The organism is Amycolatopsis sp. WAC 04197, from assembly GCF_003947475.1.
Lineage (GTDB): Bacteria > Actinomycetota > Actinomycetes > Mycobacteriales > Pseudonocardiaceae > Amycolatopsis > Amycolatopsis japonica.
The window spans coordinates 307140-320311 of sequence record NZ_QHJK01000008.1 but is presented as its reverse complement, the minus strand read 5'-3'; the positions used below and the strand labels follow the sequence as shown (position 1 = coordinate 320311).

Sequence of the window (13172 nt, the reverse complement as noted above, 5' to 3'; positions counted from 1 at the left end):
GGAAAGGAACGGAAAGAATCGATACCCTGTTGGTGGCTAACGGTGGTGGTCAGGCATGATCACGACTCATGAAGCGTGACGCAGACGACCGTTCGTTGTACGAGACCATCTTCCGCCGCCGGGACACCAGGGGTGAGTTCACCGGAGAGCCGATTCCGGCGGAGGTCCTGCGTCGCGTGCTGAGCGCGGCGCACGCGGCACCGAGCGTCGGCCTGTCCCAGCCATGGGATTTCGTCGTCGTGTCCGATATGGACCTTCGCAAGAGGTTCCGTGAACATGTGCTCGTCGAACGCGAAGTCTTCGAAGGGGGGCTGGATGCAGAGAGGGCCCGTGTCTTCGCGCCGATCAAGATCGAAGGGATCGTGGCGTCTTCCGCGGGCATCGTGGTCGGCTACGACCCGTCGCGCGGTGCGCCGGACGTCCTGGGGCGGCACGCGATCGCCGACGCCGGCCTGTACTCGGTGTGCCTGGCCATCCAGAACCTCTGGCTGGCGGCGACCGCCGAAGGGCTCGGCGTCGGCTGGGTCAGCTTCTACCGCGAAGAGTTCTTGCGTGACCTGGTCGGGCTGCCCGAACACGTGCGCCCGGTGGCGTGGCTGTGCGTCGGCCCGGTGCGCGATCTGCCGACGGTGCCCGATCTGGAACGGCATGGCTGGCGGGAACGTCTCCCGCTCGACGCGGTGCTGCACTACGACCAGTACTCGAAGGGGCAGGTGAGCGGTCCGTGAAGGCCTCCTTGAGGGACCCAGAGTCCCTCAAGGAGGCCTTCACGGACATGACGCCTGGGGGAGCGCCGCGCGAGAGGGTCAGCGCAGCTTGTCGACCTCGGCGATCCGCTCCCAGCGCGCGCCGAGGGCGTTGAGCAGCGCGGCCATGTCGATGTCGTCGTCGCCGTCGAGGAGCGCCTTGTCCAACCTGCGGGCACGGCGGTTGACCTGGCTCAAGACCGACTTGCCCTCGTCGGTGAGCGAAAGCAGTTTGCGCCGCGCGTCGTGCGGGGATTCGACGCGCCGGATGAGCCCGCGCCGCTCCAGCCTGCGGCACAGGTCGGCCATCGTCGACGTGTCGAGGGCGACCGCGCCCGCGAGCGAACTCTGGTCGCTCTCCGGGTAGGCGCGGACCGCGGACAGGACCGCGAACTGCGGACCGGTCAGCACCGGGTCCACGTGACGGTTCCACGCGGCGAGGTATGCCTGGTACAGCCGCCGGGCGCCGTAGCCGGGGGCCGCCAGCAGGTCGGAGGGTGGCGCGGGAGTGACGGCCGGCGTGTCGCCCCTGAGCCTGCCCGTACGCGCCGATTCACCCATCGCTACTCCTTGTCGGCTCCAACCCGCTGCCCGGGCCCCCGCGGTGATCCTACGTGTCCGGACGGTCGCTCACGGGAAGGCCGCCGAGATCCGTCCGCTGTCACCTCTTGCGTATCCGGATAGTACGTGTTCGTATGAAGCCCGGTCTTCCGTATCCGGATAGTACGTGCTCGGATCAATATGGAGGTGGTCGGCGATGGACCGGAACCTGTTCAACGACATCTGTTTGCGCCAGCTGACGTTCTCGGGGGTGCACGAGGGCGAGACCGTGGTGGTGCTGACCCGCGGTGGTGAGCGGGCGGAGTACGCCGACGCCTTCTTGTGGGCCGCGCAGCAGCTCGGCGCTTCGGCCTACCACATGCGGTTGCCCTCGCCGGTCAGCGCGGCGGGCGCGTGGGCGGTGGGCGACTCGGGGCTCGGGAACATCCCGTTGGCCGTGGAGGCGCTCAAGAGCGTCGACATGGTGGTCGACTGCACGTTCCTGTTGTTCAGCAAGGAACAGTTCGCCATTCAGGACGCGGGCACCCGGATCCTCACCGCCGTCGAACCACCCGAGCTGCTGGCCCGGCTCATGCCGACGAAGGAACTGCGCGAGCGCGTGGAGATCGGCGCGGAGCTCCTGGCCAAGGCAGGCACGATGCGCATCACCAGCCCGGCGGGTACCGACGTCACGTATCAGCTCGGCGTGTACCCGACGTTGTCCGAATACGGCTACACCGACACGCCCGGCCGCTGGGACCACTGGCCGGCGGCCTTCGTGTTCACCGGCGGCGCCGACGACGGTGTCGACGGGAAGATCGTGCTGTCGCCGGGCGACGTTCTGTTGCCGTTCAACACCTACGTACAGACCCCGGTCGAGATCACCATCGAACAGGGCTTCATCCGGGACATCCGCGGCGGAGCCGGATCGTCCGGGCTCGACGCGGATCTGCTGCGTTCCTACATCGAGAGTTTCGACGATCCCCGCGGCTACGGCATGAGCCACGTGGGCTGGGGCCTCGACGAGCGCGCGCACTGGCACGGCCTGACCCAGTTCCCCGGCGGGATGGGCATGGAACTGCGGAGTTTCTACGGCAACGTCATGTTCTCCATCGGCCCCAACAACGAACTCGGCGGCCCGAACGACACGCCTTGCCACTTCGACATCCCGATGCGCGGCAATTCCCTTTACCTGGACGACGAACTGATCGTCGACAACGGCGAGCTGACCGTCGCCGAGATGCGTCCGGCGGCCCGCCGATGACCGACCACCACATCGGGATGATCGTTCCCAGCTCGAATCTCACGATGGAGACCGAGCTGCCGCGGATGCTGCGCGCCAGGGAGGAGGCCGAGCCGGGGGACCGGTTCGTCTTCCATTCCGCGCGGGCCCGGATGCGGCACGTCGAACCCGAACAGCTGCGGGCGATGAACGCCCAGGCCGGACGCGCCGCGGCCGAACTCGCCGACGCCAAGCCCGGCGTCGTCGCCACCGCGTGCCTCGTGGCGATCATGGCCCAGGGACCCGGCTACCACTGCACCGCCGAAGACGACATCACGCGCGTGCTGCGTGAGGAGGGCTGCGAAGCGCCGGTCGTCTCCAGCGCCGGTGCGCTGCTGTCCGGGCTCCAAGCGCTCGGTGCCCGCAAGGTCGCGATCATCACGCCGTACATGAAGCCGCTGACCAAGGCGGTGGCGGACTACATCGAGGACGCCGGATTCGAGGTCGCCGACGCCCTTTCGCTGGAGGTGCCGGACAACCTCGCCGTGGCGCGGCTGGATCCCGCCGGGCTGCGGGAACACCACCGCAGGCTGAATCTGTCCGATGTGGACACCCTGGTGCTGTCCGCCTGTGTGCAGATGCCGTCGCTGCCCGCGATCCAGCCGGTGGAGGACGAGATCGGGATCCCGGTCCTGTCCGCGGCGACGGCCACGACGTTCCGGATCCTGACGGAACTCGGTGTCGAACCCACGGTGCCCGGCGCCGGGAGGTTGCTCAGTGGCGCGGAAGCGTTGACGAAGACGGGAGGCGGGCATGGCCGCGAGTCAGTCGTTTGAGGTCGTTGTCGTCGGTGGCGGGCTCGGTGGGCTCTGCGCCGCGTTGTCCTTGCGGCAGCGGGGTCTGCGCGTCACCGTGGTCGAGGCCGCCCCGGCACTGGGCGAGATCGGCGCGGGGATCCAGACCGCGCCGAACGCCAGCCGGATCCTCATCGGCCTCGGGCTGCGCGCCCGGCTGGAGCGGGTGCGGACCGAGCCGCAGGACCAGGTGCGCCGTCGCTGGGCCGACGGGAGCATCATCGCCCAGCTGGAGCTCGGCAGGCGGGTGACCGACCAGTACGGCGCGCCCTACTGGCACTACCACCGCGCCGACCTGCACGGAGTCCTGCTCGACGCCTGCCTGGATCCCGACGGCATCGGTCCGGTGGTGCGGGTGGCGACCGGCGCGCGGGTGGTCGACCTCGACCGGACGGTGCCGGACCGGCCCGCCGTGATCGCCGCCGACGGACGCCGATTCACCGGCGACCTCGTCATCGGGGCGGACGGCATCCGGTCTTCGGTGCGCGATCTCGCCGGCTTCGACGACACCCTCGCGTTCTCCGGCGAGATGGCGTACCGGGCGCTGATCTCCGGCGACCTGATCGCACAGGATCCCGCCACCCGCTTCCTGTCCGACCGGTACCACTCCACGATCTGGTACGGCCCCAACAAACACCTGGTGCACTACATGATCCGCGGCGGGGAGTACCTCAACGTGGTCGCGATCGTGCCGTGCACCGAAACGGTGGAGAAGGACTGGAGCGGACCGGCGACCGCCGCCGAACTCGCCGCGGAGTACCACGACTGGGACGATCGGGTTCCGACGATGCTGGCGAAGGCGAAGGACGAGGACGTCTCGGTGTGGGCGATGTACCGCCGCCGCCGTGACCCGGTCTGGGTCGACGGCCGGGTCGCCCTGCTCGGCGACGCGTGCCACGCGATGCTGCCGTACCAGGCGCAGGGCGCCTCCCAGGCGATGGAAGACGCCGCGGTGCTGGCCGAGGAGCTGGGACGTGTCACCCGCGACGGGATCGACAACGCCCTGGTCCGTTACGTGGACCGGCGTGCCAAGCACGCGGGCATGGTCCAGGACGCCTCGCTGCAGAACATGGACTTCTATCACCTGCCCGACGGTCCCGAACAGCGTGAACGGGACGAGAAGCTACGGCGCTTCGACGGCGAATCCGACGTGTCCTACGACTGGCTGTGGAACGGCAGCCCGCTCACCGACCCCGACACCGAGTCCATCCACTACCAGTTCGCCCGCTGAGGCGCGCTGGCCGGCAATCGCATCGGAGTGGTTCATGCGTACTGGTGATCAGATCGTCCAGGATCTGCCCTGGCGATGGAGCGTGCAGGGAAAGATCTTCCTCATCGGCGGGCTGGGCTACATGTTCGATGCCTGGGACGTCGCGCTGAACGGATTCCTCACCCCGCTCGTCGGAACGGAATTCGGCTTGTCCGCCGGCGGGAAGGGCCTGGTGGCCACCGCGAACCTGATCGGCATGGCCGTCGGCGCGGTCGTCTGGGGCACGATCGCGGACCGGATCGGCCGGAAACGGGCGTTCAGTGTCACGCTGCTGCTGTTCGCGCTGTTCTCCGTGCTGGGCGCGCTCGCGCCGAACGTGGAGACGTTCCTGGCGCTGCGTTTCCTGGCGGGGATCGGACTCGGCGGCTGTATCCCGGTGGACTACGCGATCGTCAGCGAGTTCTCCCCGCGCAAGCAACGCGGCCGGGTGCTGTCCGCGATGGACGGCTGGTGGCCGATCGGGACCACGCTGGCCGCCGTCACCGCGACGCTGCTGCTCCCGGTCCAGGGGAACTGGCGCTGGATGCTGGTCTTGATGATCCTGCCCGCGCTGTTGCTGTTCTGGGTGCGGCGTGGCGTTCCGGAATCGCCGCTGTACCTGGTGCGCAAGGGCCGCGAGGCGGAGGCGCGAGCCGTGATCGACGACCTCGTGCGCCGCACGGGAGCGACACCGGAGCCGTACTCGGTCCCGCCCGCGGTGGTCGAGGACACCCGCGGCGGCGCGGTCGCGGCCGCGTTCGATCAGCTGCGCCGGGTGTGGGCGTTCAACCCGAGAATCACGGCGGTCGCGTGGTCGCTGTTCATCAGCGTCATGCTGGTCTACTACGCCGCGCTCAGCTGGATGCCGTCGATCCTGCGGGCGCAGGGATTCGGCGAGATCGCCGCCTTCGCGTCGACCGCGCTGATGAACGCGACCGGCATCGTCGGCGTCGCGGTGGCCGTGCTCCTGGTCGACAAGGTCGGCCGCAAGCGGATCATCATGGTCGCCGGGCCGCTCACCGCGCTGTCGCTGGTGGTGTTCTCCCTGCTGCTCGACACGCCTGCCGCGGCGGTGGTGGCGATCGGCGCGTTCGGCCTGTTCGCGCTGGTGGTCATCCCGGTGATGTACGCCTACGTCTCCGAGCTCTACCCGACGGAACTCCGGGCTTCGGGGTTCGGCTGGGCGTCGTCGTCGAGCCGGGCGATCACCGGTTTCGCGCCGCTGCTGTTCGGTAGCGTGCTGTGGCCGGTGCTCGGGTTGCCGCTCACCTTCACCGTGCTGGGTGTGCTCGTGGTGGCCGCGGTCGTGTTCATGAAGGTGGGCGCGCCGGAGACCCGCGGCCGCGAACTCGACCGGATCGTCGACCCGGTCGAGGCACCCGCCGAGACCAGGACGGCTCTGTGAAGCCCGCCGCGTTCCGGTACCACCGGGCCCACGACGTCACCGACGCCGTCGGCCTGCTCGGCGAACTAGCCGCGGCGGGCGAGGATCCGAAACTCATCGCCGGCGGCCAGAGCCTGATGCCGATGATGAACTTCCGGCTCGCCCGCCCCACGGCGCTGGTGGATCTGGGACCGTTGCGCCGGGACCCGACGCTGAACTCCTTCCGGCGCAACGGTTCCAGCCTCACCATCGGCGCGCTGGTCACCCATCGGGCGGTCGAGCTCGCCGAGCTGGGACCGGATTTCGACGTGCTCTCCCGCGCGATGCGATGGGTGGGGCATCTGCCGATCCGGTCCCGCGGCACGGTGGCGGGCAGCGTCGTCCACGGTGACGCGACCGCGGAATGGTGCCTGCTCGCCCTCCTGCTCGACGCGGTGATCGTCGCCGAAGGGCCGCGCGGCCCCAGGGAGATCCCGGCCGAGGAGATGTTCCACGGCTTCTACACCACCGCCGTCGAACCGGACGAGGTCGTGACCGCGGTGCGTTTCACGCGGCCGTCGCCCCGGGCCGCGCTGACCGAATTCGCCCGCCGTCACGGCGATTTCGCGATCGTCGACGCCGCGGTGAGCATCGACGCGGAGCACGGGGGCCGCGTCGTGCTCGGCGGCGTCGCCCCCGCGCCCGTCCGGGTGCCCGAAGCCGAAGCGCTACTCGACGGCGGCGTTCCCGGGCCGGAGCTGTTCGCCGCGTGCGGGGCTGCCGCCGCCGCGGCGATCGAGCCGCCCGACGACGCGGCGGGCAGCGCGGCCTACCGCCGACGGCTGGCGCGCACGCTCGTCACCCAGGCGCTGCACGAGGCCTGGGAGAAAGGAGAAACGCGATGACCGCACGGTTCGACGGGCGCCACGGCCGCTGGGTCGGCGCGTCCGTGCCCCGGCGCGAGGATCCCCGCCTGCTCACCGGCCGCGGCCGGTTCGTCGACGACATCCAGCTGCCCGGAATGCTGCACGCGGCCTTCGTCCGTTCGACGGTCGCGCACGGCAAGCTCGCCGGGATCGACCTGTCGGCCACCTTGGCGGTCGAAGGAGTGGTCGCCGCGTATACGGCGGAAGACCTGGGGCTCGGGGACATCGTCGCGTTGCTCGACCGTCCGCCCGAGGAGTTCTCGCCGACCGCGATGCCGATCCTGGCCAGGGAGAAGGTGCGGTTCACCGGCGAACCGGTGGCGCTGGTCGTCGCCCGCGATCCGTACAGCGCCGAGGACGGTGTCGAGGCCGCGGTGGTGGACTACGAGCCGCTCGGGGCGATCGTGTCGGAGGAGTCGGCGTTCGCCGAGGGCGCTCCGCTCGTGCACGACGAGGCGCCGGGCAACGTGCTCGTCGACGTGTCGATGTTCGACACGCCCGGTGTCGACGCGGCGTTCGAGGCGGCCCGCGCGGGCGGCGGCCGCGTGGTCGAGGTCGTCACGAAGAGCGGGCGGCAGAACGCGCTCCCGCTCGAAACCCGGGGAGTCGTGGCGTCCTGGGACGACCACGACGACCAGTTGCTCGTCCAGATGTGCACGCAGGTGCCGCATCAGGTGCGCACGGCGATGGCCCGTTCGCTGCGGGTCCCCGAACGCACCGTGCGGGTCACCGTCCCGGACATGGGCGGCGGCTTCGGCCAGAAATGCGTCGTCGGCCGCGAGGAGATCGCGGTCGCGGCGGCGGCCCGGCGGCTGAACCGGCCGGTGAAGTGGATCGAAGACCGGCGCGAGGCGCTCACTGCCGGATTCCTTGCCAGGGAACAGCGTTATCGCACGCTGGCGGCGTTCGACGAGGACGGGCGGATCACCGCGCTGGACGTCGACGTCGTCTGCGACATGGGCGCCTACTCCTGCTACCCGTTCACGGCGGGGATCGAGCCGCTGATGGCGTCGGCCGAGATGCCGAGCGTGTACCAGGTGCCCGAGTATCGCGTCCGTGCCCGAGCCATCGCGAGCAACAAGGCGCCGACTGCGCCGTATCGCGGGGTCAGCCGTCCGCAGTACGTGATGGCGATCGAGCGGATCATGGAACGCGCGGCGCGGGAACTCGGCCTCGATCCGGTCGAGATCCGGCGGCGCAACGTGATCACGCAGTTCCCGTACACCGGCGTCAACGCCATCACCTACGACCCCGGCACCTACCGCGAATCGCTCGAACTCGCCGAGGCGGCGATCCGGGACGAGGGCTGGTACGAGATCCGGGAGCGCGCCGCCGCCGAGGGCAGGCACATCGGCATCGGCTACTGCTGTTTCTCCGAGCGGACCGGATACGGCTCGGGTGCCTTCGCCAAACGGAAGATGGCCGTGGTCCCCGGTTTCGACATCTCCGAGATCCGGATGGACACCACCGGCTCCGTCGTGGTCACCAGCGGGACCATGAACCACGGCCAGTCGCACGAGACGACGCTGGCGCAGATCGTGGCCGACCGGCTCGGGCTGCACCTCGACCAGGTCAAACTGCGTCAGGGCGACACCGAGCGCATCGCCTACGGCTGGGGGACGTTCGCTTCCCGCTCGGTGACGATCGGTGGCTCTGCGGTGTCCCTCGCCGCCGGGAAACTCGGGGAACTGCTGTGCAAGATCGCCGCGCATCTGCTCGAGACGAGTCCCGACAACGTTCGCCTCGACGGTGACGGCGGCGTCGTCCAGATCGACAACCCGGAGCGCCGCGCGTCGTTCGAGGAAATCGCCGACGTGGCGTACCTGCGCAGTCACCTGCTGCCCAAGGACGTCGAGCCGACGCTGACGGCCACGGCGAGCTTCGACGTGCCCGGCGACGGCACCTTCTCGAACGCCACGCACGCCGTGGTCGTCGAAGCCGATCCTGGCACCGGCCAGATCAAGATCCTGCGCTACGCGTGCGTCGAGGACTGCGGGGTGGTGATCCACCCACAGGTCGTCGACGGCCAGTGCCGCGGCGGGATCGCGCAAGGTATCGCCGGCGCGTTGTTCGAGGAGATCACCTATGCGGGCAACGGGGAACCGTCGGCAGCGAGCTTCATCGACTACCTGGTGCCGACGGCGACGGAGATCCCGGACATCACCGTCACCCATCTCGAAACCCCTTGCGCGTTCACGGAAAACGGCGCGAAAGGGGCGGGGGAGGGCGGCACCATCGGCGCGCCCGCCGCGGTGCTGAACGCGATCAACGACGCGTTGCGCCACACGGGAGTCGAACTCGACGTGACCCCGGTGCATCCGCAGACCGTGCTCGCCGCGCTCGACGCGGGGGTCCACAAGGAAATGAGCGTTCCATCATGAGCGACCGGCACCTGATCGACCTGAACGTCAACGGCGAGACGCACGAAGCCCTCGTCGAGCCGCGCAAGACCCTGCTCGACGTGCTGCGGCACGACCTCGGGCTCACCGGCACCCATGTCGGCTGCGAACACGGCGTGTGCGGCGCGTGCACCGTCCTCGTCGACGGCGAACCGGTGCGGGCGTGCCTGATGTTCGCCGTGCAGGCGGAGTCGGCTGAGATCCGCACGGTCGAATCACTGGGGCGCGACGGCGAACTTTCCGATCTGCAGCGGTCTTTCAGCGAGCACCACGGCCTTCAGTGCGGCTTCTGCACCCCCGGATTCCTCATGCTGGCCGAAGGATTTCTGGCCCAGCGGCCGGACGCCGGCCGCGAGGAGATCCGCGAGGCCGTCTCGGCGAATCTGTGCCGCTGCACCGGTTATCAGACGATCGTGGACGCGATCGAGGCGACCGCGACCCGTCGATGCCACGCCAAGGAGAAGGAGGCGACAGCGTGATCCTGGAGAACCAGCTGTCCGTACCGGCCGGACCCGACGAGGTCTTCGCCTTGATCAACGACGTCGAACGGGTGGCGGGCTGCCTGCCCGGCGCGACCCTCGACGGACGGCAGGACGACGCCTATCTCGGCCGCGTCAAGGTCAAGGTCGGCCCGATCACCGCCGCCTACTCGGGCACGGTGCGGTTCACCGACGTCACCGAGGCCGACCGCAGCCTGCGGCTGGTGGCCAGGGGAGCGGACGCCCACGGCAACGGCGACGCCGAAGCCGACGTGACGCTGACCGTGCGCGAGGCACCCGGCGGCGCCACCATCGAACTGCGCACCGATCTGTCGATCCGCGGCAAGCTCGCCCAATTCGGCAAGGGCGCGATCGGCGCCGTCTCCACCCGGCTGCTCGACCAGTTCGCGCGCAATCTCGCCGACCAGCTGCGGGCGGGGCCCGTCGCGGTCGCTCCCGCGCCGGTGCCGGAGGCCGTCGACGGTCTCGCCATGGTGCTTCCGGAGGGCGTCAAACGCTACGGCGTGATCGCGGCCGCCGCGGCGCTCGGACTGTTCCAGGGCTGGCTGCTGGGCCGGATCCGCACCCAGGACAAACTGATCAAGGAGTTGCAGCGTGCCCGTCGATGAAAGTCTCGACCGCGTGTACGACCGGGCCGGTTTCGGGGCGAGCGTGCCGCGCGGATCGCGTCCGGCGCTGGTCGTGGTCGACCTGACGCGGGGCTTCACCGAACCCGCGTTCCCGTCCGGCGCCGATCTCACCGCCGAAGTGACCGCGACCGCCGCCCTCGTCGCCGAAGCCCGGCGACGGAACGTGCCGGTGATCTACACCGCGATCAGTTACACACCGGCCGAGGCGGACGGCGACGCCGTCGCGTGGCTCCGGAAAGCGCCCGGGATGCGGGCGCTCCGCGAAGACAGCGAAGCGGTCGCCCTCGATCCGCGGCTCGAACAGCGTGAAGGCGACCATCTCATCCTGAAGAAGGGCGCGTCGGCGTTCCACGGGACGTCGTTGGCCACGCTCCTCACGAGCCTCGGCACCGACACCGTCGTCGTTTGCGGCGCGACGACTTCGGGATGTGTCCGCGCGACCGCCGTCGATGCCGTCCAGTCCGGCTTCGACACCCTCGTCGTCCGGGACGCCTGTGGTGACCGCGCCGCCGGACCCCACGATGCCGCTTTGTTCGACCTGCAAGCGAAATACGCGGACGTCGTCGACCTCGACGAGGCCCTGACGTATCTCGCGGAGCTGGATCGCCGCACGCTCGGTCAACCCGCCTTGGCGGATCTCGGCGACGTTCCGGCGACCAGCCGCTGGGTGACGTCGGGTTCGGTCCGCCTGCACGTACTCGACTACGGTCCCGCCGACGGCGTCCCGGTGCTCGTGCTGCCGGGGATCACCAGCCCCGCGGTCACGATGGACTTCGTGGCACGGGAACTCACCGATCTCGTGCGCCCGCTCGTGCTCGACGTCCGTGGCCGCGGGTTGTCCGATGACGGCGCGGAGTTCGACCTGACGAGTTACGCCGCGGACGTCGACGCTGTCGTGGACGGGCTCGGGCTGCGCGATCCGATCCTTTTCGGACACTCGATGGGTGCGCGGATCGCGGCCCGGGCCGCCACCACCCGGCCGTTCCGGGGCACGGTGCTGGCCGATCCGCCGCTGAGCGGTCCCGGGCGGGCACCGTATCCGACCACTCTCGACGCGTTCCTCGGGCAACTCGACCAGGCCCGCCGGGGGACCGACGCCGACGAAGTAGCCCGATCCTGGCCACGATGGCCGCGTCGGGAACAGGAATTGCGCGCCCGCTGGCTGGCTTCGTGTTCCCGCGACGCGATCGTCGCCACGCACGCCGGGTTCGAATCCGAGGACTTCTTCGACGACTGGCCGAAGGTGCCCGCTCCGACGTTCTTCCTGTACGGCGGTGCGAGTCCGGTCGTCACCTCCGCCGGGGCGGCTGAAGCGGTTGAGCGGAATCCGTCGGCGGAGTTCGTCGAGATCCCGGAGGCGGGGCACATGATCTTCTGGGACGAGCCGGAGGCTGCTCTCTCGGCGCTGCGGGAGGCGTTGCGGAAACTGCTGTAGCCGCAGTACCTCGGGTGACTGGACGGACGACACACGTGACTGGACGGACGACACACGTGACTGGACGGACGGCACGCGTGTTCAGACGGACGACTCGCGGCGAAACCCCTTCGCGCGGGTGTCGTCCATCCAGTCACGCGTGTCCTCCGTCTGATCACACGCGCCGTCCCGCCGATCACGCGAGCTGTCGGCGCTGTACAGGTGATCACCAGTCGATCGGCACCGCGACCGGACCGCGGAGCGTCAGGAACATCCGCCGCCAGGCGACTTCTTCGAGCGGTACCGCGAGGCGCAGTCCCGGGGCGGCGGCCAAAAGCGCGGCGACACCGGTCCGCAGTTGCAGGCGGGCCAGTGCCGCGCCGAGGCAGTGGTGCGGTCCGTGGCCGAACGTCAGATGTCCTTGCGTGCGAAGGGGATCGACTCGCTCCGGTTCGGGAAACCGCCGGGGGTCGTGGTTGCCCGCCTGCAGGGAGGCGAGGACGAACTCGCCCGCGCGGATCGGCACCCCGCCGACGTCGGCGTCTTCGACCGCGACCCGTCCCTGGTCGGCGGCGGAACCTTGATCCTGGCGAAGGAATTCCTCGATCGGCGCGGGATCGCGGGGCAGTTCGGGGTCGGCCGCCAGTCGCAGCACGATCTGGGCCAACGCGTTCGCGGGCGGGACGTATCCGCCGAGAAGGATCGCGAAGGCGAGTTGGGTGACCTCGTCCGGCCGCAGCGCGTCGCCGTCGTCGTCCCGGGCCTGCAACAGGCCGGTCAGGAGGTCTTCGCCGGGCGCGCGGCGTTTCGCCTCGACGAGTTCCGCGAGGTAGTCACCCAGCTTCCGGGAGGACTCGGTCATCTCCTCGTAGCTCGGCGCGGTGAACACCGCGAGCATGCCGTCCGCCCAGCTCCGCAGCGCGTCACGAGCCGACGGCGGAACACCGAGGAGTTCGTTCAGCACCGAGAGGGCGAACGGGATCGCGTATCCCTCAAGGACTTCCGCGGGCCGACCCGATGCGAGCAGCTTCGCGACCAGGTCTTCCGCGATCGCTTCGACGCGCGGCCGCAGGAACTCCACCCGGCGCGGGGTGAGTGCCTTGCCAGCGATGCGCCTGAGCCGCGCGTGGTCGGGGCCGTTCATGGTGAAGAGCAGAGCGTCGGCGCCGGTCTCGGGAACTCCGGGCAGCCAGACGCGGAATCGCGGATCGGTGAGCAGGGCACGGATGTCGTCGTAGCGGGTGACGAGCCAGGCGTCCTCGCCGGTCGCGAGACGCACGCGGCTCACGGGCTCCTCGAGTTTGGCCGCCGTGAACTGGTAGTCCATTTG

The 13172-nt window shown here is 69.8% G+C and carries 12 protein-coding genes; 10 read left to right on the top strand and 2 right to left on the bottom strand.

Annotated elements, in window-relative coordinates; translation table 11 throughout:
• The first annotated feature begins 68 nt into the window (after nt 1-68).
• Nucleotides 69-728 (top strand): 5,6-dimethylbenzimidazole synthase, encoded by a 660-nt coding sequence (gene bluB, locus DMC64_RS28540; protein ID WP_125736026.1) that lies wholly within the window; start codon nt 69-71, stop codon nt 726-728.
• A 78-nt stretch (nt 729-806) separates the two neighbouring features.
• Here bluB and DMC64_RS28535 read toward each other — a convergent pair whose 3' ends face one another.
• Complete coding sequence (locus DMC64_RS28535) at nt 807-1307, bottom strand: MarR family winged helix-turn-helix transcriptional regulator (protein WP_125736025.1); 501 nt, start codon at nt 1305-1307, stop codon at nt 807-809.
• Nucleotides 1308-1503: 196 nt separating this feature from the next.
• On the opposite strand from DMC64_RS28535, the gene DMC64_RS28530 reads away from it, so the two are divergent.
• The 9 genes from DMC64_RS28530 to DMC64_RS28490 are packed head-to-tail and all read left to right on the top strand — an operon-like array spanning nt 1504 to nt 11863.
• Nucleotides 1504-2550 (top strand): hypothetical protein, encoded by a 1047-nt coding sequence (locus DMC64_RS28530; RefSeq protein ID WP_016335108.1) that lies wholly within the window; start codon nt 1504-1506, stop codon nt 2548-2550.
• Nucleotides 2547-3344, top strand: a complete 798-nt coding sequence (locus DMC64_RS28525; protein WP_125736024.1) for an aspartate/glutamate racemase family protein — start codon at nt 2547-2549, stop codon at nt 3342-3344. The genes DMC64_RS28530 and DMC64_RS28525 overlap by 4 nt, the downstream gene beginning before the upstream one ends.
• Nucleotides 3322-4593: an FAD-dependent monooxygenase gene (locus tag DMC64_RS28520; protein WP_125736023.1), complete on the top strand. Its 1272-nt coding sequence runs from the start codon at nt 3322-3324 to the stop codon at nt 4591-4593. Before DMC64_RS28525 ends, DMC64_RS28520 begins: the two co-directional genes overlap by 23 nt.
• A gap of 34 nt (nt 4594-4627) precedes the next feature.
• The gene (locus DMC64_RS28515; protein ID WP_125736022.1) at nt 4628-6016 is read left to right on the top strand and encodes an MFS transporter; all 1389 of its coding nucleotides are present in this window, start codon (nt 4628-4630) and stop codon (nt 6014-6016) included.
• Nucleotides 6013-6879: a xanthine dehydrogenase family protein subunit M gene (locus DMC64_RS28510; RefSeq protein ID WP_125736021.1), complete on the top strand. Its 867-nt coding sequence runs from the start codon at nt 6013-6015 to the stop codon at nt 6877-6879. Before DMC64_RS28515 ends, DMC64_RS28510 begins: the two co-directional genes overlap by 4 nt.
• The gene (locus DMC64_RS28505) at nt 6876-9281 is read left to right on the top strand and encodes a xanthine dehydrogenase family protein molybdopterin-binding subunit (RefSeq protein ID WP_125736020.1); all 2406 of its coding nucleotides are present in this window, start codon (nt 6876-6878) and stop codon (nt 9279-9281) included. The genes DMC64_RS28510 and DMC64_RS28505 overlap by 4 nt, the downstream gene beginning before the upstream one ends.
• Entirely contained in the window at nt 9278-9778 is a 501-nt protein-coding gene (locus DMC64_RS28500; protein ID WP_038512183.1) for a (2Fe-2S)-binding protein, read from the top strand. Before DMC64_RS28505 ends, DMC64_RS28500 begins: the two co-directional genes overlap by 4 nt.
• On the top strand, nt 9775-10407 hold the full coding sequence (locus DMC64_RS28495) for an SRPBCC family protein (protein WP_125736019.1): 633 nt from the start codon (nt 9775-9777) through the stop codon (nt 10405-10407). Before DMC64_RS28500 ends, DMC64_RS28495 begins: the two co-directional genes overlap by 4 nt.
• Nucleotides 10394-11863, top strand: a complete 1470-nt coding sequence (locus DMC64_RS28490) for an isochorismatase family protein (protein ID WP_125736018.1) — start codon at nt 10394-10396, stop codon at nt 11861-11863. Before DMC64_RS28495 ends, DMC64_RS28490 begins: the two co-directional genes overlap by 14 nt.
• Before the next feature lie 205 nt (nt 11864-12068).
• On the opposite strand, the gene DMC64_RS28485 is transcribed toward DMC64_RS28490, so the two are convergent.
• The gene (locus DMC64_RS28485) at nt 12069-13169 is read right to left on the bottom strand and encodes a cytochrome P450 (protein WP_125736017.1); all 1101 of its coding nucleotides are present in this window, start codon (nt 13167-13169) and stop codon (nt 12069-12071) included.
• Nucleotides 13170-13172 lie beyond the last annotated feature (3 nt).